20 protein-coding genes are annotated in these 19668 nt (G+C 49.9%); 14 read left to right on the forward strand and 6 right to left on the reverse strand.

Annotation, left to right across the window (positions count from 1 at the left end; all coding sequences use genetic code 11):
- Positions 1-293 precede the first annotated feature (293 nt).
- From R70331_RS12740 to R70331_RS12780, 9 genes are all read left to right on the forward strand, one after another.
- On the forward strand, positions 294-1367 hold the full coding sequence (locus tag R70331_RS12740; protein ID WP_042175962.1) for an ABC transporter substrate-binding protein: 1074 nt from the start codon (positions 294-296) through the stop codon (positions 1365-1367).
- Between the two features lie 68 nt (positions 1368-1435).
- Positions 1436-2362, forward strand: coding sequence for an ABC transporter permease (locus R70331_RS12745; RefSeq protein ID WP_042175965.1), 927 nt, complete (start codon positions 1436-1438; stop codon positions 2360-2362).
- Positions 2349-3143, forward strand: a complete 795-nt coding sequence (locus R70331_RS12750) for an ABC transporter ATP-binding protein (RefSeq protein ID WP_042175967.1) — start codon at positions 2349-2351, stop codon at positions 3141-3143. Before R70331_RS12745 ends, R70331_RS12750 begins: the two co-directional genes overlap by 14 nt.
- Positions 3144-3372: 229 nt before the next feature.
- Positions 3373-4164 (forward strand): SDR family oxidoreductase, encoded by a 792-nt coding sequence (locus R70331_RS12755; RefSeq protein WP_042175970.1) that lies wholly within the window; start codon positions 3373-3375, stop codon positions 4162-4164.
- Positions 4165-4398: 234 nt separating this feature from the next.
- The gene (locus R70331_RS12760; protein ID WP_042175972.1) at positions 4399-5121 is read left to right on the forward strand and encodes an MgtC/SapB family protein; all 723 of its coding nucleotides are present in this window, start codon (positions 4399-4401) and stop codon (positions 5119-5121) included.
- An 84-nt stretch (positions 5122-5205) separates the two neighbouring features.
- Positions 5206-6195 carry an aldose 1-epimerase gene (locus tag R70331_RS12765; RefSeq protein WP_042175974.1) on the forward strand — a complete coding sequence of 330 codons (990 nt, stop codon included), beginning with the start codon at positions 5206-5208 and terminating at the stop codon, positions 6193-6195.
- 220 nt (positions 6196-6415) lie between these two features.
- Positions 6416-8221 carry an LTA synthase family protein gene (locus R70331_RS12770; protein ID WP_042175977.1) on the forward strand — a complete coding sequence of 602 codons (1806 nt, stop codon included), beginning with the start codon at positions 6416-6418 and terminating at the stop codon, positions 8219-8221.
- Between the two features lie 105 nt (positions 8222-8326).
- Positions 8327-8995 (forward strand): TraX family protein, encoded by a 669-nt coding sequence (locus tag R70331_RS12775; protein ID WP_042175979.1) that lies wholly within the window; start codon positions 8327-8329, stop codon positions 8993-8995.
- 98 nt (positions 8996-9093) lie between these two features.
- Positions 9094-10611: a copper amine oxidase N-terminal domain-containing protein gene (locus R70331_RS12780; RefSeq protein WP_052419041.1), complete on the forward strand. Its 1518-nt coding sequence runs from the start codon at positions 9094-9096 to the stop codon at positions 10609-10611.
- Positions 10612-10681: 70 nt separating this feature from the next.
- On the opposite strand, the gene R70331_RS12785 is transcribed toward R70331_RS12780, so the two are convergent.
- A complete protein-coding gene (locus R70331_RS12785; RefSeq protein ID WP_042175981.1) occupies positions 10682-10897 on the reverse strand; it encodes a helix-hairpin-helix domain-containing protein in 216 nt (71 codons plus the stop codon).
- A gap of 30 nt (positions 10898-10927) precedes the next feature.
- Positions 10928-12250 carry a metallophosphoesterase gene (locus tag R70331_RS12790; protein WP_197071427.1) on the reverse strand — a complete coding sequence of 441 codons (1323 nt, stop codon included), beginning with the start codon at positions 12248-12250 and terminating at the stop codon, positions 10928-10930.
- A 380-nt stretch (positions 12251-12630) separates the two neighbouring features.
- Between R70331_RS12790 and R70331_RS12795 the strand changes: the two genes are divergently transcribed.
- Entirely contained in the window at positions 12631-13230 is a 600-nt protein-coding gene (locus R70331_RS12795) for a nitroreductase family protein (RefSeq protein ID WP_042175984.1), read from the forward strand.
- A 91-nt stretch (positions 13231-13321) separates the two neighbouring features.
- Positions 13322-13519, forward strand: a complete 198-nt coding sequence (locus R70331_RS12800; RefSeq protein ID WP_042175986.1) for a DUF2188 domain-containing protein — start codon at positions 13322-13324, stop codon at positions 13517-13519.
- Between the two features lie 80 nt (positions 13520-13599).
- On the opposite strand, the gene R70331_RS12805 is transcribed toward R70331_RS12800, so the two are convergent.
- Positions 13600-14796 carry a peptidylprolyl isomerase gene (locus R70331_RS12805; RefSeq protein WP_042175988.1) on the reverse strand — a complete coding sequence of 399 codons (1197 nt, stop codon included), beginning with the start codon at positions 14794-14796 and terminating at the stop codon, positions 13600-13602.
- 244 nt (positions 14797-15040) lie between these two features.
- Entirely contained in the window at positions 15041-15376 is a 336-nt protein-coding gene (locus R70331_RS12810) for a LytTR family transcriptional regulator DNA-binding domain-containing protein (protein WP_039872696.1), read from the reverse strand.
- A 223-nt stretch (positions 15377-15599) separates the two neighbouring features.
- Between R70331_RS12810 and R70331_RS12815 the strand changes: the two genes are divergently transcribed.
- Entirely contained in the window at positions 15600-16706 is a 1107-nt protein-coding gene (locus R70331_RS12815) for a lactonase family protein (protein WP_042175989.1), read from the forward strand.
- 79 nt (positions 16707-16785) lie between these two features.
- Here R70331_RS12815 and hfq read toward each other — a convergent pair whose 3' ends face one another.
- On the reverse strand, positions 16786-17007 hold the full coding sequence (gene hfq, locus R70331_RS12820) for an RNA chaperone Hfq (RefSeq protein ID WP_042175992.1): 222 nt from the start codon (positions 17005-17007) through the stop codon (positions 16786-16788).
- Positions 17008-17116: 109 nt separating this feature from the next.
- On the opposite strand from hfq, the gene R70331_RS12825 reads away from it, so the two are divergent.
- Complete coding sequence (locus R70331_RS12825; protein ID WP_042175994.1) at positions 17117-17761, forward strand: phosphatase PAP2 family protein; 645 nt, start codon at positions 17117-17119, stop codon at positions 17759-17761.
- 72 nt (positions 17762-17833) lie between these two features.
- Here R70331_RS12825 and R70331_RS12830 read toward each other — a convergent pair whose 3' ends face one another.
- Positions 17834-18328 carry a hypothetical protein gene (locus R70331_RS12830; RefSeq protein ID WP_042175995.1) on the reverse strand — a complete coding sequence of 165 codons (495 nt, stop codon included), beginning with the start codon at positions 18326-18328 and terminating at the stop codon, positions 17834-17836.
- A gap of 266 nt (positions 18329-18594) precedes the next feature.
- Between R70331_RS12830 and R70331_RS12835 the strand changes: the two genes are divergently transcribed.
- Positions 18595-19626 carry an FUSC family protein gene (locus tag R70331_RS12835; RefSeq protein WP_042175997.1) on the forward strand — a complete coding sequence of 344 codons (1032 nt, stop codon included), beginning with the start codon at positions 18595-18597 and terminating at the stop codon, positions 19624-19626.
- The last annotated feature ends 42 nt before the right edge of the window (positions 19627-19668 follow it).

Consider the following 19668-nt stretch of genomic DNA (forward strand, 5'->3'; position numbering starts at 1 on the left):
AAATGCCGCTTTTTATAAGGGTGAACTTGCTGGATGCACTTCCTGTTCCTGTATGGTACCGGACATGTGCCGCAGAGCCTGTCGACATTGTGCGTATATTGTAATATCTGGATTGCTGATTTACGATTGACGGATAAAGAACCTCCATATAATATAAGTTTAATAGAAATGCTGTATCCGATGAGAGATTTGTGTAAGGTTTCGCTTTAATGCTTTTAAAGATGAAAGCGATAATGCTGAGTCGCTCACTTTGATACACGCGCTGATACCGTAAACAGAAAAGGGGTTATCTGATGAAAAAGTCGAAACTTTGGGCCGGTCTGGGCCTGTGCCTGATGCTGGTTGCTGCAGGCTGCGGAAACAACAATGCGGTTAACACGGGGACAGCGAATTCCGGAAACACACCGGCTGCATCAACCAATGCGCCTGCAAATGCAGGAACAGATGAAGCCAAATCCTACAAAATTGCTATTTCGCAATATGTTGAGCACCCGTCGCTTGATGCGACGCGTGACGGTTTTCTGGCTGCCCTGAAGGATGCAGGGATTGTTGAAGGCGAGAATCTGACTGTTGATCTGCAGAACGCCCAGGCAGACCAGGCTAATAATCTTTCTATTGCACAGAAAATTGCCGGAGACAAAAATGACCTGGTACTCGGAATCGCAACACCGTCAGCTCAGGCGGTCGTGCAGAATGTTAAGGATACGCCTATTCTGTTCGCAGCTGTAACGGACCCGCTGGATGCGAAGATTGTCAGCGATCTTGATCATCCGGGCGGCAATGTTTCCGGCGCTTCTGATACTAACCCAGAAGCCATTACAAGGCTGATGAACTTCATTGCTACACAGTTCCCTAATGTGAAGAAGGTTGGTCTGGTCATTAACGAGGGCGAACCGAATGCGGTTGTTATGGCGGGTATCGCTAAGGAAGAGCTGGACAAGCACGGAATCGAGCTGGTGAAGGCGGCAATTACCAATACTTCCGAGGTGAAGCAAGCCGCAGAATCTCTTGTAGGCCGTGTAGATGCATTCTACATCACACTGGATAACTCGGTCGTAAGCGGTGTGGATGCGATCATCCAGACAGCCAATAACAATAAGCTGCCGTTCTTCTCCGCTGACCGCGATACTGTTGAGAAGGGTGCTTTTGCTACCGTTGGCTTCAAGTATTATGACCACGGCTACCAGGTTGGGGAAATGGCTGTTGATGTACTGAAGAACGGCACAAGCCCTGGTGATATGAAGGTTACTATGCAGGAGAAGCTGGACCTTATTATTAATCTGAAGGCTGCTGCAGCCCAAGGAATTGAAGTTACCGATGCCATCAAGGCTGAAATAACCGATCAGGAGAACAATATCATTCAATAAAAGCCAGACATCATAATGGGGCGATCCCGTAAGGGACGCCTCTTGCCGCTTGAAGGGGGAAGTCACCAATGTATAATTCAATGCTCGGAGCCGTGGAAATGGGCCTCCTGTATGCGTTTATGGCTTTAGGGGTTTACATTACGTTCCGGATTCTCGATTTTCCTGATTTGACTGTGGATGGAAGCTTCACAACCGGCGGGGCTATTGCCGCTGTAATGATTACGAACGGAGCAGCGCCTTGGCTGGCTACGCTCTGTGCGCTTGCTGGCGGAATGCTGGCAGGGATGTGTACAGGATTGCTGCACACTAAGGGTAAGATCAACGGGCTGCTGTCCGGGATTCTCATGATGATTGCGCTTTATTCAATCAATCTGCGGATTCTCGGCAAACCCAACGTTTCACTGATGGGCGAGAACACGCTGTTCAGCTCCATCAATCCGCTGCTTGTTATGCCTTTTGTTGTCATTCTGGTCAAAATCCTGATGGATCTGTTCCTGCGGACTGACCTGGGACTTGCCCTGCGGGCTACCGGTGACAATTCACGTATGATCCGCAGCTTCGGGGTCAACACGGATACTACGACTATTCTCGGCATCAGTCTGTCGAACGGCATGGTTGCACTCTCGGGTGCGCTTATCGCCCAGTACTCTACTTTTGCCGATTCATCTATGGGTATTGGTATGATCGTTATCGGTTTAGCTTCTGTTATCATCGGGGAAGCGATCTTTGGAGCAGGCAGCGTCTTCCGTGCTACACTGGCAGCAGTGCTCGGCTCGATCGTGTACCGGATCGTTGTGGCACTCGCCCTGCGTGTGCCTTGGCTCGAAGCCTCTGATCTGAAGCTGATCACAGCCATTATCGTTATTGTTGCCCTGCTGTTCCCGTCGGTTCAGCGGTATCTGAAGACGAAGAGCACCGCACGCAGACGTACAGCTGAGCTGGCGGAGCAGGCCTTGCGCAGCAAGAAAGGGGGAGCAGCCAATGCTAAAGCTTGATAATGTATCTAAGCTGTTCAATCCCGGTTCACCCGATGAGAAAATAGCCCTGCTGGGCATCGACCTGGAGCTGAAGGCCGGTGATTTCGTAACCATCATCGGCAGTAACGGCGCAGGCAAATCTACACTGATGAATGTGATCTCCGGTGTGATGAAGCCGGATTTAGGCGAAGCGCGGATTGAAGGGAATTCAATCAGCCATTTGTCTGAGTTCCAGCGGGCCCGCTGGATCGGCCGGGTCTTCCAGGACCCGATGGCCGGTACAGCACCGCATATGACGATTGAAGAGAATCTTGCGATGGCCTACAAGCGCGGACAGACCCGCGGCCTGGCCTTTGGTGTGAATGCAGCCAGACGTACCGTATTCCGTGAGCAATTGAGCCGTCTGGGCATTGGTCTTGAGAACCGGCTGCGGGCTAAAGTCGGGCTTTTGTCCGGAGGAGAGCGGCAGGCGCTGAGTCTGCTGATGGCAACCTTCACCCAGCCGCAGATTCTGCTGCTGGATGAGCATACGGCGGCGCTTGACCCTGCCCGTGCAGACCTGATTACGAAGCTGACGGAATCCATTGTCCGTGAAATGAAGCTGACCACGCTGATGGTTACACATAACATGGAGCAGGCCATCCGTCTGGGCAACCGTCTGATTATGATGGACAAAGGGTCCATAATTCTAGATATCGACGAGACCCGCAAGCAGGATCTGACCGTTGAACGCCTGCTGGGCGAATTTGAAGCGATCAGCGGCCAGAAGCTGGCAGATGACCGGATGATGCTGGGATAAGGAAGGTCCCCGGTAACCAGGTTACAGACTTGGACACAGTTAAGCAACAGACTGTGTTCAAGTCTTTTTCTGTTGTAGCTGTATTGACAGCTGCGGCGATTGAAATACGATAGGGAAGTGCCTGGAGGCACGGCCTTTTATTCCGGAAGTCAAAATTCCCCGGTCCCGGTTCACTTTCATGCACATGAGGTAAAGTAATGAAAGAACAACAACTGGAGGGGACATAATAATGGCAGAGCATAAATTAGCAGGCAAAGTAGCGGTCGTAACCGGCGGCGGTTCCGGAATCGGTAAGGCCTCGGTTCTCGAATTTGCCAGAAACGGCGCGAAGGTGGTTATGCTTGACCGGACGCCCGATAATGCCGAAAAGGTAAAACGGCAGGTAGAGCAAGCGGGCGGAGAGGCCATTGTAATCGAGTGTGATATTGAACAGCCGGAGCAGGTAAAAGAGGCTATAGATCAGGCTGCAGCCAAATGGGGCTGTCTGGATATCGTATTTGCGAATGCGGGAATTAACGGAGCGATGGCACCGATCGAAACGATGGAAATGGATGACTGGGATCAGACCCTTCATATTAATCTGCGGGGAACCTTTGCAACTGTGAAATATGCAATCCCTCACTTGAAAAATAACGGCGGCAGCATTCTGATCAACAGCTCCATTAACGGAAACCGGGTTTTCTCCAACATCGGCTTCTCGGCTTACAGCACCACTAAGGCAGGACAGGTCGCATTTATGAAAATGGCAGCGCTTGAACTGGCCCAGTACAAGATCAGAGTCAACGCTATCTGTCCCGGAGCCATCACAACTAATATTGATGACAATACTTATCCGTCTGAGGACCTGAGGGAAGTGCAGATTCCCGTGGATTTCCCTGAGGGTGATCAGCCGCTGGAGGAAGGGCCGGGTCGGCCGGATCAGGTAGCCAAGCTGGCGGTATTTCTGGCCTCTGACGATTCCGACCACATTACGGGTACAGAAATCTATTGTGACGGGGCTGAGTCACTGCTGCATGGTTAGATCATGAACATCTGCATTCTAATCAGCAAATGCCCGGCATATAATAGAAAGAATAGTTCCTCCTTCCGAAGAAACGGATTCCATCCGCGGCAGTGCTGCACGAGCCTTTAGGGGTTAATGCGGCCTGCAGCAGAGCGGCGTGCGTTTCTTCTTTATTTTTTATTTTAAATTGGGTAAAACCTGGACGCTATTTTCAGGTATACTGATTCTATCTGTTTTCTTAGAGGAGGAGCCATGAGTATTGATCTGCATACTGAATCAATTATAAAACTGCTAGTAGCCATGCTGTTCGGGCTGTTCATCGGCATTGACCGGCAATTGAAGCAGAAACCGCTGGGGATCCGGACCAGCATGGTTATCAGCATTGCAAGCTGCCTTGTGACACTTGTCTCCATCCATGCCTACGACAAGTTTGGCGGGGCGGAGCACCCTACAATGGACCCGATGCGTCTGGCGGCACAGATTGTCAGCGGGATCGGTTTCATGGGGGCCGGTGTGATTTTGCGCAGGGGCGGAGATGCCATATCGGGCTTGACCTCAGCGGCACTTATCTGGACTGCCTCGGGGATCGGAATCGCGGTAGGCGCAGGCTTTTATCTGGAGGCGGGTTACGCGGTGGTACTGCTGATGTTCGCGGTTAACGCAGTTCCACTGCTGATCAAGGCGATTGGCCCCGAGGTGCTTAACAAGCATGAAATCTCCGTCAAAATCATCATGGAGCCCAACTATGTGCTGACTGAGGTCATTCAGAAAATTGAAGGACGTCCTATGACGGAACAGCGTAAATCACGGAAACCGGGCCGGACCATCCGCCGGATGAAAATCAAGGATCTGGACGACGGCAGACAGCTGATCGATATGGTTTTGTCGGCACCTGACCATGATTATGCGACAGAAATTTATTATGATGTGAAAAAAATCGAACATGTCATGAGCGTTGAAGTGGAACAATTGTAAAAATGCCGTGTTACCGCTTCCCAAGATGTGTTAATCTATCTAAGAGAGTCATTTTGAGGATATGGAAGGGAGAACAAATTTACAATGTCGATTACAGCCTATGAAGGACAATTTGAAGGGGAAGCTGCGGTCTGGCTGAAGGCCGGACGTTATGAAGCTGCGATTCTGCCGGGAATCGGAGGCAACCTGATCTGCTACCGCGATACAGAGAACGGATACCGTTTCCTGCATGAGCCCGGTGCTGAAGAAATGGAGGCGTTCAAGGCCAGTCCGGGGATTCACGGCATTCCGGTGCTGTTCCCTCCGAACCGTTATGAGGACGGGGAGTTCCCGTTTAACGGAAAGACCTATCAGCTTCCGGTAAATGAGACGGCTACCGGTAACCATCTGCACGGTTTTTTACATACGGCAGCTTGGGAGGTTGAGGAATTCGGCAGCGGCAAAAGCGAAAGCTTCGTCACAGTAGCCATCAAGGTGGATGAGAATCATCCTTCCTATCAATATCTGCCGTTCAAATACACGGTTAAGCTGCGCTATACGCTTGGTGAGGGCGGATTGTCCCAGCAGCTGCTGGTGCACAATGACGGTGAAGAGCTGATGCCGTGTCTGCTGGCGTTCCATACCGCCATTAATGCACCGTTTGCGCCGGGCAGCACTCCGCAGGATTACAAGGTGAAGCTGACGATCGGCGAACGCTGGGAGCTTAATGAGCGCATGCTGCCTACAGGAGCTTTCCAGGAGCTGACCGCTGACGAAATTGCTCTGCGGGATGAGGGCCTGTATCCGTTTTATGCGGCAATGGACAACCACTATACCGCAGTTGCACAAAACGGCCGGAACCGGATGGAGCTTACTGACAGTAAGGCCGGAGTAACACTGGTTTATGATGTAGGCACTTCGTATAAGCAGTGGATGATCTGGAACAACGGGGCGACCGAGGGCTTCTTCTGTCCTGAACCGCAGATTAACCTGGTTAACGCGCCGAAGGTTGACTTGCCTGCTGATGAAATCGGCCTGTTCAGTCTTGCGCCGGGAGAGTTCTGGGAAGAAACCAGCCGTCTTTATGTAAGATAAACAGCTTGAACCGGACTCTGCTGTGCAGATCCATCAGAGCGGGTTGCAGCATAATGGCTGCAGCCCGCTTTTTGCTGTCTTCTAAAAGGGGGAAGTATACGCCCGTGTGGAGGCTGTGAAGAATAGGGGCAGCAGAAATTGCAGCAAAAGGCCGTTTTTTAATGGGAAATTAAGCTTGATGGCGTATACTACACGTTCAGTATAGATAGGGGTGGTTTGATTGCGTTACAAGCTGTTGCAAAAGCGTTACTGGATGCTGACGGTATTTCTGCTGTTGAGCGGTTTTTTGCTGAATTTCTATCTGCAGGCAACCTCACTTGGACTGGAGCCGGTAAAGGTGCTGAACTGGATCAGTGAATATCCGCTGCTGTATATAACCGGCAGCCTGTTTTTCTGTTTCCTGCTGCTGGCTGCAGCAGTTCTTCTGCCCAATATGTATATCGGGCCAGGACTTATCCTATTGCTGGGTGCAGCTCTGGGAGCTGCAGATTATAACAAGCTGGCGACAACCGGGGAGCCGCTGTTCCCCTGGGATCTGCTGCTGCTCAAAAATGCCGGGGAGATGGGGAAAATTACAAAAGGCATGATCTCGCCGCTGATGCTTGCGTCAGCTGTACTGATCGTTGCTGCGCTTATATGGATACTGCATAGGATGCCTGAGGTGAAGATGTGCCTGCCGCTTAGGCTGTTGCTCGGCACTGTATCTGTAATTATGCTTGCGGGTTTTATCACAATGGTCAGCAGACAGAACTCATTTGCATCTGCGCTGAAGTATCAGAACATCTTCTGGAATCAGAAGGTGAACTATACACAGAACGGTTTTCTATACGCCTTTACAGGTAATCTCCGGCAGAATCTGATGGAGCAGCCGGAAGGGTACAGCCGGCAGGCGATCGGAACGATTGCAGCCAAATACAGCCAGTTGCCGGATACTACGGCTGCTCTTCCTGCTGAAGGACAGCCTAATATTCTGTTCATGATGGACGAAGCCTTTTTCGACCCGACAAGGCTAGACGGGCTGACCTTTAGCAGGGACCCGCTCAGCTTTATCCACTCGCAGGAATCCAGGTCACCCTCAGGCTATCTGCTCTCGCCTGAATTCGGCGGAAATACGGCCAATGTCGAATTTGAAGCACTGACCGGGCTATCCATGTACTTCCTGAAGGACGGGGCCATTCCATACCAGCAGAGGCTTGTCAAAATGAACACTCTGCCGTCTATTGTCAGCATATTGAAGGAGCGGGGATACAAGGCATCTGCGGTTCATCCGTTTGATGAAACGTTCTATAACCGGAACCGGGTCTATCCGGTGCTGGGCTTTGATTCCTTTACCAGCGAAAAGGATTTCGGACCGGCAGGGCGGATTACACCGGATGGTTATATTTCGGATAAGTCTGCCGTGCTGGAGGCTGTAAGGCAGATACAATCTTCAGCAGAGCCGGTATTTCTGCATCTGGTAACAATGCAGAACCACTTTCCGTTCACCAAAGGGCTGAACGGGCCAAATACCATTACGGTCAGCGGTGTTCAGCCGGAGTATAAGGATGAAATAGAAACCTATGTCCAGAACACCCGGCTTACAGACGAGGCGCTGGCCCTCCTGCAGCAGGAGCTGCTGACAATCGGCAAGCCGACCATTGCCGTATTCTGGGGCGATCATCTGCCGGCCTTAAGCGCCGGCATCTACACAGAGAGCGGCTGGGACAATCAGCCGCGGCTTAAGCATGAAACCAAGCTGATGATACTGGCGAACTTTGATATTGGTGCAGAGCCGCTAGGGACAATAAGCCCCGCATTTCTGGGGCCGGCGGTCTTCCGGCTGTCCGGATTGTCCTTGCCTCCCTATTATAAGCTGCTCGAACAGGTTCAGGCTGAGATCCCGGGATTAAGCAAATCTGCTCTGATCGGCGCTGATGGTCCGCTCACCGCCTTGTCCTCCGGGCAGCAGCAGCTGCTGGATGATTACCGCATGGTTGAGTATGATCTGCTGGAGGGTGAAGGCTACTCATCAGACCTGTTATTCTGATGCAGGAAAACGGTTGCATTCTATGGAAATAGTATAGGAGCTTGCACTGCCTGACAAAGCATTGGATAATAACACTCATAAAGCTCGTATAACAGGAGGCCAGAGATGCAGATTATCGCAATGCTCACTATGCTGATCGACCACACCGGCTACATTTTTTTTCCTTATGAAATGGGCTGGAGAATCGTAGGAAGAATCGCCTTTCCGATCTACTGCTACGCGCTGGTTCAGGGGCATATACATACTAAATCAACACCTAAATATCTGCTGCGGCTGCTGCTGATTGCAGTCATCTCTCAGGTGCCGTACAATTTAGCGCTGGATCCGGGCGGCTGGAATGTCGTCTTTACACTGCTGCTCTCCGCAATTGTGCTTGTGATTCTGGATAAGCTGCCGTCCCTTTGGCTAAGCATCCCGGTTGTTCTGATTGCTGTCTATGTGATGGATATGCTGCCGCTGGATTACAACGCCTATGGTCTGCTTTTGGTGCTGATCTTCCGTTATGCACGTTCCTATTATCTGATTCTTGCCCATTTTCTGCTGAACGGCTTCTATCTGTTCTACAGCGGCTGGCTTGTCCAGATGTACAGTATTGTCCCGACCCTTATTATTGCCGTATTTCCGGTTGCGTGGACCTACATTGAACGAAAACGGCTGCCCCGCTGGGTGTGGTGGTCCTTTTATCCGGCCCATCTCGCCATTTTGGCTGCGATAAAGATTCTCAATAGCCAGGAATGGGTAAATATTCAATGGAAAACTCTGTTTATGCTCTGATAAGTCCCGTGATCCGGGATACATTGCGTATGGATGCGAATCCTTCCTCTTATGAGTTGATGGATAGATGTACAAATAACCGATGAAGGAGTCATGCTATGAGAAGAATGAAGAAGGGTACCAAATGGCTGCTGCCGGTATTGGCCATGCTGCTTATTCTGGCAGGATGCCAAACTGTAGGCGGGCTGGATGTAAATAAGGCGCTGCTGGGGGATTTGAATGTAAAATCAGTGGAATCAAGTACCACACTGTCCTTAAATGCTGTTCCGGCTGACGGAATCAGTGCCGAGGATCTGGAAATGATCGAACTTATTAATTCTTTTTCCGTAAATATTGCCCATGTAAAGCTGCAGGATAACGGTAATGTATCTGCTGCCGGAACCGTTACCTACAAGCAGGCGACAGTACCTTTCAATCTGTCTATGGACAAGGAAGCAGTTGTGCTCAATGCTGAAGGAGCTAAGCAGCCATTCTACTTCCCGCTTGATAGCTACGAAGCTTCACTCGGTGTAGAGGGGCTGGATGAGAGCAAGCTGATGGATATTTCCAAGCTTGTCAGTGAATTTGTGGTTAAGAATTTGCCGAATCCGGCAGCAATCAGCGCTACATCGGTAAGTGAATCTGTGTATGGACAGCAGCTGAACCTGACAAAGCTACATACCGAAATTACAGGTGATGAGCTGCCAGCGCTGGTGAAGAGTTTCCTGAAATCTGTGTCTAAGGATACAGAAGGCTTTACGGCGCTGATTGGCGGTTTATATGATTATCTGTACCCGATTTTGATTGCTTCAGGAGCAGATGACGAGCTGGATTACCTTGGATTCGGTGAGATTCCGCTGGAGGACAAGGAAGGCGTAGTAACTGTGGCACATGATGCAGCCAAGCTTGCTGTGGATGCGCTGCTGCTTGTCTATGATAAACAGCTCGAAAATCTTTATGAGACAACACCTGAACTGGCTACTGTGCTGAGCAAGGATACAAAGCTCCAGGTGGATCTGTTTGTTGATAGCGGGTTCCATGTACGCAAGCAGAATATTGACCTTACAGTAGCCCTGCCGGCCAGTGAGGATCTGCCGTTGAAGAGCATCTCCGTGAAATCGGAGAGCCAGACCTGGAATGTAAACGGGCCAGTTACAGCGGATCTGATCAGCAAGGAGGGTGCGGTGGATCTGTCCGGCACTGAGCTTACACCGGGGGAAACGCTGCGTAACTTTGAGCAGGGCTCGACCGTGTACAACGTGCTGAAAGATGATCTCAAGATTACAGCCAGGACCCTAATCATTGAACCGGATGATGATTACTACTATTATCCTGTAAACATTGGAGGTACGACCTGGGTTCCGCTGCGTTATGTAGCAGAGGATCTGGATGCCGGGATTACCTGGAACGGTGCAGATAAGTCGATTACGGTAACCGATGACGTATACGGTGATACAATCGTTTTCAAAATCGGTTCGGATCGGGCGCTCGTTAACGGGGCCTCTGTGAAGCTGCAGCAGCCTGTATTCGTAGACGAATACGGTGATGCTAATGTTCCTTTACGGGTGCTTGCCGAAGCACTGCATGCAACAGTCGAGAAGGACGAGGATGGCTATATCTGGATTGAGCGGCCATAATTCACAGCCTTAATAAGAAAAGCCGGAGTTCCCTACTAGCGGGGCTCCGGCTTTTTGCTGATGACTGCTGTTATTTGGAAAAATCAAGCCCCCTGGCGTCAAGTGCCTCTTTCAGCATGGCAATTCCGCTGGGACCCATGCCGTGCAGCTTGGCCAGCTCACTTTTCTTGACCTGAGTAAGCTGCTCCAGCCTGTCGTAGCCGGCATTCTCCAGCGCCCTCAGCGCCGGCTGGGACAGCTTGAGCGGAAAGCCGCTCTCAGGCAGCGGTACGATTCGTGATGTCATCCATAGCCCCCTTTCTGCAGTGACAGCAGCCTACTGCGTGGTAAGAGTCAATTCCAGTTCTGTATTGCTGAGCTCCTTAGGCTTCAGCATACTGCTGATGTAGCCTGACATGAAGCCTTCCTTCTGGTTCTGCCAGAGCTGATACCCCGGCATTGCCTTAATAGCTTCTGCGTTACTACCGGCTGTTCCGGCAAAATAGTTGACATTTAAAGCAGACATCATCTCTGCCATCGACTGCTTTTCTGCTTCACTTAAGCCGCTTTCTGCCAGATTCTTCATCGCTTTATTATAGGAGCCCTCTGCGAACGACTTTTCGGCATATGCTGTAAAGTTTACCAGGTTGGGGTCCTTTATTCCATTGTCAGCAGCCCAGCCCCCGACGTCTACGGAGGCTGTTGTATAAGTGACTTTCCGGGACGACGGGTCAAAGGTCATTGCACCATATTGATGCGGGTTGACTGCAAAGGCGCTGGTGGCGATATCAAAGACCGGCGTAACCTCTGAGCCGTCTGCTGCAGTCTGACCGGCCAAAGGGTCCTGCTGGATATCCTGCATGTGAATATGACCGGACAATACGAGATTAAGGTTGTCCTTACGTAATGCGGTCATCGTTTCCTGGCTGTTATTAAGCTTGAAGCCGGAGACAGGCATGGAGGTGTGGCTGAGCAGATTGTGATGCATGACGGTTATGATGGAGGCGTGCTGTTCAGCAGCGAGCTTCACACAGTCGTTCATCCAGGCTAAGGTTGCCGGGAGTACCCGGCCGTCGGTCTGCGGAAAGCCATACTTAAGATTATTCATGTACTGGCTGCTGTCAATCATCAGCAGCCATAAGCCAGGTGCGGCATTAACCGCATAGCTAAGGCTGTTCTTATCCCTTGAAATGGCTTCATTGTACCCGAAATCGGCATACAGCTCTGTGAAATCTGCATCCGTAATATGCTCAGCTATAATTTGCTTATCATCCTTGAAGGATCTGGACCACGGGTTGAACAGATCATGATTGCCCGGGATAACATAGACAGAGGTGCCTTGTTCTTCGATGCGCTTCAGCTTTGCCGCAAGCTCTGTATGACTGCTTGCTTCACCGTTATTGGTCAGATCGCCGCTCAGGATCAGAAACTGCGGCTTAGCCTTTTCTGCGTCATGGATTAGTGCCTCCATCAGCTCATCACTGTAAGGCAGCATTTTACCGTCTCCGCCGCTTACATAGCTCTGAAAAGCCGGACCGCCGTCCTGCAGTGCTTTGTCCAGATAATGTGTATCCGTTGCTACCCAGAAGGATACAGGCTGTACCCCGGTCCGGAAACTTTCGGAGTTCCTGGAAGCAGCTTCAGAAGCATTAGATGACAATTTTGTGTCCTTGCAGCCGGAAAGAAGAGAAGCAGCTGCAAGCAATAAGGTAAGGGCTATTATGGGTGTATTTTTGAACAAAAACCGGTTTCTAAGAGCGGGAAATATCATTGTTAGGACCTTCCTTCAGCAAATTTGCTGAATAATTGTAGCTCATCCGGGGCTGATTTGTATACCTGAATGCGGCAGATGTTTCGAAACAGCCTGAAGTGATTATAGAAAATAGTGGAAGGCGTATAAATAGCATGAATCTAGCGAGAATAAGAGTTGCCGCAGAGCTCCGGTTCTGGATTTTTTATGAAATAGGTGTTGTTTTATCGGAATAGAAGTGTTAAGATATACAAAAGTTAGTTACTAAAATAAATGGAGGTAGTTATTTTATGTCTAAGACTTTTCTGGAAGCGGTAGAAGCAAGACGGTCGGTGTATGCAATCAGCAAGGAATCCCCGATTTCTGATGATAAAATTAAAGAAATTGTTGAAGCAGCTGTATTGCACAGCCCGACTTCATTCAACTCCCAGAGCTCCAGAGCAGTAGTTCTGCTTGGCGAACAGCATGATAAGCTGTGGGATATCACGGCTGAAACACTCCGTAAAATTGTGCCGACTGAGCAATTCGAGGGCACTGCCCAAAAGCTGGCTTCGTTTAAAGCCGGTTACGGCTCGGTATTGTTTTTCGAGGATCAGACAGTTGTGAAAAATCTGCAGGAGAACTTTGCCCTGTACGCCGAGAATTTCCCGGTCTGGTCCAATCAGTCTTCCGGTATTCTGCAGTTTGTAGTGTGGACTGCCTTCTCAGAAGCCGGTCTGGGCGCTTCGCTTCAGCACTATAACCCGCTGATCGATGATGAAGTGAAGGAAACCTTCGGCATTCCGGCAGAATGGAAGCTGATTGCACAGCTGCCGTTCGGTAAGACTGTAACGGCTCCGGGACCTAAAGAATTCCAGCCGATCGAAGACCGTGTAAAGGTGCATAAATAAGCTTACCCCTATTGTTTAGACCCTCCTTAATCAGGATAAGTAGTACTATGACAAGTTCATGGACTATAGCCTGGTTAAGGAGGTTTTTGTTATGCCTTGGCACAAAGAGAATTACCCGGATTCCCTGAAAAATTTCATGGCGCCGGTGCGCAATAAGGCGATTGAAATTGCCAATGCATTGCTGGAGGACGGATACGGGGAGGGGCGGGCTATTGCTATAGCCACAGCGCAGGCTAAAGAGTGGGGAGAGAACCGCGACAAGCAGATCCGCAAGAAAACTGCTGAGTAGAAGTCACCATTCAGTTCGGCCAATAGCATAGCAAAAGGACCAGACGGTTAAACCGCCGGTCCTTTTGCTGTAAAGCGCGTTTATTCAGCTGCTGGTGCTTCTGTAGCTTCTGCGCTTGCAGCCGGGGAAGCAGAGGCTTCAGGCTCATCTGTAAGCGTGTTAGTAATAGTAGCGTTTGTAGTCAGATCCTGCAGCCAGGTGGAGGACATCTCGGACACCTTCTGGGAAGTCAGCGTTTTCTTGATTTCTTCCTTCTTTTCTTCCAGCGTGTATTCCTTAGCTTCCTTACGGTCTGTTACCTTAATAATATGGTAGCCGTAATCGCTCTTCACAGCACCGCTGGTTTCGCCTACCTTAAGGGCAAAGGCAGCGTCGGAAAATTCAGTAACCATGTCGCCTTTTTTGAAGAATCCAAGATCGCCGCCGTTCTCTTTCGAGCCTGTATCAGAAGATTTCTCTTTAGCCAGGGTTGCGAAATCAGCACCGTCTTTAAGCTGCTTCACAATGGCATCAGCTTCTTCCTTGGTAGCAACCAGGATGTGGGAAGCCTGAACTTCTTCTTCCTGATTAAAGGAGGCTTTATTCTCATCGAAATAGGCCGAAATATCTTCATCGGTTACAGTTATCTTAGGCTCAAGCAGCTTGCGGATCTCTACCTGCAGCGGCATCTGAGCTTTCAGGTCATCAAGCGTCATTGAGCTCTGGGCCAGAGCGGCATTTAACGCTTCTTCTCCGCCAAACTGGGTTTTCAGATCTTCAATCTCTGCATTGATATCCTCATCGGTAACCGTAATGTTGGCTTTTTTGGCTTCCTGCTCCACAAGTGTAGTGGTGATCAGATTCTGCAGGGTTGTCTCACCGCCGGCCTCAACCAGCTTGTCATACAGCTGCGCTTTAGTAATATCTGCCCCGTTAACGGTAGCGACTGCAGTGCTGTTGTCACTCTTTTGGAAAGGCGGTTTAATTAATACTATAATCAGTGCTGCTGCAAGTACGATCGAAGCGATCATCCAGCCCTTGCCGCCTTTTGGGGAGGAAGGAGGTATGTTGCCGCCGCCAACCTTGCTCATCACAGGAACAGTCTCAGGTGCTGCATCTGCTGCAGCTTTATTAGCAGGTGTAACCGTTTCTTGCGCCGCAGGAACCGTTGCTTCTGCAGCTGCAGGAACCTGTTCTGCTTCAACTGAAGCTTCATTGTTGTTTACGGAAGCAGATGCTTCTTCCGGTGTACCGTTGTTGTTCAATTGCTCATTACCTTCAAATTCTTTTTTGTCCATTAGAATTAATGACTCCCTTCAATATAGGTGATGCCTGTCTTTCTACAACTTTACCAGAAATCAGGATTCCAAACCTTAAGAAAGTATAAAAAAGCATAAAAGCTTTTTAAGATTTCATTAAGATAAAGGAAAAAGCCGGAAGCACATGGGATTCCCGTGCGCTTCCGGCTTATAAGCAGGGAGTAAAAGAACGCATAAGGCCAGCTTTTTTCTGCATTCTTATACTCTCAGAGTATTCACGCTCTCAAGAAGTAAGCCCTTTCAGCAGATGGCGGATGCTTTCCTGTTTCCGTCTGGGAACACGGACGTTTTTGGCGTAGAGGCCCTTTTCTCCGAAATAGATGCAGTCGTCTTCGATGGCGCTGATCTTATTCAGATTTACATAGCAGCTTCCGTAAACATGATAATAGCTGGAGTTCGATAACAAACGGTTCAATTGCTCGGCAGACATTCTCTTTTTAATATTATAGTTTCTGCCGTGAAAAATGACCAGATCATGGTCCCCGACCTTAAAGAACAGAATGTCTGTTTCCACCTCGAAGTCCTCATATACATTTCTGGCTTCCAGCAGGCTGCTCATTCGTGTTCCCCCTTTATACAATTTTAACGACGCGTGTTAGCGCTTTCATTATAACATAATCTTTTTTCTTTGAGAAGTCTTATTTTTGAAATGTTTTTTGTCATTTTTTCCGTTGCATTTGTCATAGACGCTGAAAAATTGTAAATTATAAAGATGGCTGTTGTTTGAACGAGAGCCAGGCTGTATATAAAACCGGATGGACTAATGGAGGGGGAAAACCGAGATGAAAGAAAATTCCAGATTATTGCTGTTTACCGGCTCCTATGCTAGTACAACGGATAACGGGGTACAGGTGTATGAATTTGACGGAGGGGCTGGCGGTAAGCTGAAGCTGCTGGACAGTGTTCAGGGAATTGCCAATCCTACCTTTGTAAATGTGGATACTGCCAAGAACCGGCTGTATGCCATTAGTGAGAAGCTTAACGGTGAAGGGGTAAAAGAGGGAGAGGTTGTTACCCTGTCTATCGACCCGCAGACCGGCAAGCTTACCGAACTGAGCCGGATCTCAACGATGCCTGCTTCTGATGCAGGACAGACGACTACCTGCCATATCAACAGGGATTCAGACGGTGCCTATCTGGTTGTATGCAGCTATCACGGCGGCCTTGTAGGCCTGCTAAGTGTAGATGCTGACGGAAATCCGGTGCGGCTGACAGATACTGCTGTACATACCGGCAAAGGAACGGTACCCGGCCAGGAGAAGCCGCATCCCCATTCGGCTGTTTTCAGCCCGGACGAGCGCTTCCTGTTTGTCTCTGACCTTGGCCTTGACCTGATCCGTACTTACCATATTAACAGGGATGCCGGTACGCTTGAGGTTCAGGGCGAGATCAAGGTGGCTGAAGGTGCAGGACCGCGTCATTTTGTATTTCATCCGGACGGAAAGTCCGCTTATGTGATTAATGAATTGAACAGTACGGTTACTTCTTTCCTGTATGACAGTGAGTCCGGTGTCTTAAAGACATCTGTTACGGTGCCGACACTGCCTGATGATTATTCCTATACTAATAACGGCTGCGCGGAGATCGCCTTCTCCAAAGACGGGCGTTACCTCTACGGTTCCAACCGCGGTCATGACAGCATCGTTGTCTATGCCGTGAATGCTGAGACAGCAGAGCTTACACTGGCCCAGCATGTGTCTACACGGGGAGGCCATCCGCGGCACTTCACAGTGACACCGGATGGTGGGTATCTGATTGTGGCGAACCGGGACGGCAATAACCTGGTTGTGTTCTCTCTTGATACAGCAACCGGACGGCTGAGCTTTACCGGGAATGAAGCAGAGACATCTAAGCCGGTCTGCGTGAAGCCGGCAGTATTTCCGGTCTGAGCCAGGAACGGCCGTATAGCTGACTGACAGCAAGAAAAAAGGAACACCGGAAGGGAAAGCTCCGGTGTTCCTTTTGATCTTACTTGAGTGAGACAGGCTTTAGCGGTACAACAGTGGAGACTGCGGATTTGAATAGTACATTCTGTCTGCCGTCGCCCTGTCCTGTCAGGGTAATGGTATAGGCGTCGTAAGAAGTAACGAGTCCCTGCATTTTAACTCCGTTCGTCGTAAAAATGGTAACGGGCACCTTTGTTGAGATGCACTGATTCAACAAACGTTCCTGCAGCTTTAGGCTTTCCACTTTGGCAGCACTCCATCTTTATATAAATTGTTTTCCGGTTCATTATATCACGGGAGGGCGGTTCTCAGGCAACGGGTTCACAGAATACCTATCAGATAAGGGGTAAGTTATGCTTCACTACCGGCAGTGGTCCAGGGGATTTCGTTCCTCTTTATGGTTTGCATTAATGTTTATCGTCATTGCCCTGCTTGTGGCAATGAACAAAACAGCTTATTTTGACAATTCAATTATCCATGCCGTACAATCAGCGGAGTCACCCGGATTAACCTCTTTGGCCAAAAGCCTGTCCCTGGTCGGCTCATCCAAGCTTGCTGTTATCATTTCGCTCGTTACAATAGCGCTGCTGTTCTTCCTGCTCAAGCACCGGATGGAGCTGGTGCTGTTCCTCTGGGTTGGAATTGGCTCGCAGCTCATTAATATTCTGCTCAAGCAATGGTTTCACCGGGAACGCCCTGATATTCACCGGCTGATCCAGCAGGCAGGCTACAGCTTTCCAAGCGGTCATTCCATGGCAGCCTTTTCTCTGTACGGGGCGGTGGCGTATTTGCTGTGGCGGCATATGCGTAAGAAAAGAGAACGGTTAATACTGATTCTATTCACCGTCTTTATGACAATCGGCATAGGCTGGAGCCGCATCTATCTGGGGGTTCATTACCCCAGTGATGTCATCGGCGGATATGCGGCAAGCGGAGCCTGGCTGATGCTGTCTATAGCCTGCTTTGAGGCTTACCGTAATTCCCGGCGCGGAATGTAGAGCCAATCATTCTTAATGACAAAAAAACGGACATCTGCAGCCTGCCAAGGCTGAGATGCCCGTATCCCGGGTTTACCGGTTAGGGGTAGGCGCCCTTCCGGGCGCTCCTGCATGGTTACCGGCTGAAGCGGAGATGCTCAGCTTCAGCAGCGCCGGCAGGCCGGCTTTCAGCTTCTTGACCTCATCCTTGGTGAGCTGTCCGTCCTTTAAGGACTCGTCCAGCTTAAGGCTGGCTGCCTCGCTCAGCTTACGGATATATTCCTCTTCGCTCCAGCCCTTTTGTTCCTTGGCCAGACTGTAGAGGGTTTTGCCGCTCCGCAGGCTGTCCATCAGCTCTTTGCGGTCCATATCCAGGAGCTTTGCCGTTTCACTCAGAATAAAATGCCCGCCGGCCCGGAACCCTTTATTGTGATGCTGGCGGGCCGGCTGTTTTGTTCCGGAAACGTTGCTGCCAGCTGACGAAACAGGAGCATTTTCTGTAACGTTCAGGGCATAAGCGGCTGCCGGAGTCAGACACAGCATGGCGGCTGCGGCAAATACAGTTATTTTTTTAATCTTGTTACTCATGCGTTCACCTCTACATATGGAATGGTTACTGCCGTATACAGTATTACCGTTAAGCTGCTTGCCCGCTAAAGCGCTAAAATTCGCCGGGCTGCATCATGGGTAATTAGATCTGTACCCTTATAGAGATTGACGTAACACAAAAAGGATATACATAAGAGGCATTATTTAACTTCAGTATTCACATCAAAACGGATGCTTACGATACGAGTTTTGCCGTAGAAAATACAAAGCAGCCTATGCTATACAAAACTTTAGGAGGGATGGATTTGGCTTTTGGCGCCCGCATTTTAAAAACAGGCATGGCAGTTACATTGTCCCTTTATTTGTCCGCACTGCTGCAGTTTTCTTCTCCTGTCGGTGCGGCGATTGCAGCAATTTTTGCCATGCAGCCGTCCATATACCGTTCGTGGCGGTATTTTCTGGACCAGATCCAGACGAGTACTATGGGAGCTGTTCTTGCGCTGCTTGGCGGGATGCTCCTATCCAATGAGCCGATTGCAGTCGGGCTTGTATGTATTCTGGTCATTATGATCAGTATGAAAATGAACCGGGCCGACACGATCGGCCTGACTCTGGTTACCGTTATCTCCGTGATGGAGGCTTCCGGACAGTGGGAGTTTGCGCTGACCCGCTTCCTGCTCACACTGACCGGGATTGTCTCTGCTTTTATTATTAATATCAGCGTCTTTCCGCCCAAGCCCCGCAAGCAGTACATTCAGCAGATTGAGAGTGTGTTTACCAGCCTTTCGCTGCTGCTGCGGACCGCGGTATCTCACGAAATGAAGGAAAGCGTGTTCCGCGATGAAAAAAATGCGCTCGGAGGCTCAATCAAGGCGCTTGCTGATAAATACGCCCTGTTCGAGGAGGAGCAGAAACAGCTGCGCAGGGCAAAATACAGTCAGACCCGTCAGATGGTGGTTTACAAAAACCTGCTGCAGACGCTGCAAAAGGGGTTTGAGGTGCTGGAGGCGATTGACAGGCACTATTTCCAGGCAGAGCGGACGGAGCGGACCGACGAGCTGTTTGACCGTCACCTGGAGCAGCTGATTAAATATCATGAATATATTCTGCTTAAATTCGAAGACAAGCTGAAGCGGGGGGCCAACGATTCGGAGCCGCTCAATGAAGACAATGACAGATTCCTGGAAGCGGCGATCCAAGGCTATAATCCGGAAAAAGCAGGACAGCTGCGCTTGTCAGTGGTGGCGGCGGCAATCTATGATTATGGTTACCAGCTTGACCGGCTTGACCGGCTGGCCGATCAGATAAACCGGGCAAACCATGATGAGAAGGAATAAGACAGAAATATACTCGAAGCACAGCCTTTTAAAGGGGATGAA

This window comes from Paenibacillus sp. FSL R7-0331 (genome assembly GCF_000758645.1).
GTDB classification, from domain to species: domain Bacteria; phylum Bacillota; class Bacilli; order Paenibacillales; family Paenibacillaceae; genus Paenibacillus_AQ; species Paenibacillus_AQ camerounensis.

Bases quoted from the DNA above. Each gene is read 5' to 3' on its own strand.
- R70331_RS12740 (WP_042175962.1), top strand. From the start codon at position 294: ATGAAAAAGTCGAAACTTTGGGCCGGTCTGGGCCTGTGCCTGATGCTG.
- R70331_RS12745 (WP_042175965.1), top strand. From the start codon at position 1,436: ATGTATAATTCAATGCTCGGAGCCGTGGAAATGGGCCTCCTGTATGCG.
- R70331_RS12750 (WP_042175967.1), top strand. From the start codon at position 2,349: ATGCTAAAGCTTGATAATGTATCTAAGCTGTTCAATCCCGGTTCACCC.
- R70331_RS12755 (WP_042175970.1), top strand. From the start codon at position 3,373: ATGGCAGAGCATAAATTAGCAGGCAAAGTAGCGGTCGTAACCGGCGGC.
- R70331_RS12760 (WP_042175972.1), top strand. From the start codon at position 4,399: ATGAGTATTGATCTGCATACTGAATCAATTATAAAACTGCTAGTAGCC.
- R70331_RS12765 (WP_042175974.1), top strand. From the start codon at position 5,206: ATGTCGATTACAGCCTATGAAGGACAATTTGAAGGGGAAGCTGCGGTC.
- R70331_RS12775 (WP_042175979.1), top strand. From the start codon at position 8,327: ATGCAGATTATCGCAATGCTCACTATGCTGATCGACCACACCGGCTAC.
- R70331_RS12780 (WP_052419041.1), top strand. From the start codon at position 9,094: ATGAGAAGAATGAAGAAGGGTACCAAATGGCTGCTGCCGGTATTGGCC.
- R70331_RS12785 (WP_042175981.1), bottom strand. From the start codon at position 10,897: ATGACATCACGAATCGTACCGCTGCCTGAGAGCGGCTTTCCGCTCAAG.
- R70331_RS12795 (WP_042175984.1), top strand. From the start codon at position 12,631: ATGTCTAAGACTTTTCTGGAAGCGGTAGAAGCAAGACGGTCGGTGTAT.
- R70331_RS12800 (WP_042175986.1), top strand. From the start codon at position 13,322: ATGCCTTGGCACAAAGAGAATTACCCGGATTCCCTGAAAAATTTCATG.
- R70331_RS12805 (WP_042175988.1), bottom strand. From the start codon at position 14,796: ATGGACAAAAAAGAATTTGAAGGTAATGAGCAATTGAACAACAACGGT.
- R70331_RS12810 (WP_039872696.1), bottom strand. From the start codon at position 15,376: ATGAGCAGCCTGCTGGAAGCCAGAAATGTATATGAGGACTTCGAGGTG.
- R70331_RS12815 (WP_042175989.1), top strand. From the start codon at position 15,600: ATGAAAGAAAATTCCAGATTATTGCTGTTTACCGGCTCCTATGCTAGT.
- R70331_RS12825 (WP_042175994.1), top strand. From the start codon at position 17,117: ATGCTTCACTACCGGCAGTGGTCCAGGGGATTTCGTTCCTCTTTATGG.
- R70331_RS12830 (WP_042175995.1), bottom strand. From the start codon at position 18,328: ATGAGTAACAAGATTAAAAAAATAACTGTATTTGCCGCAGCCGCCATG.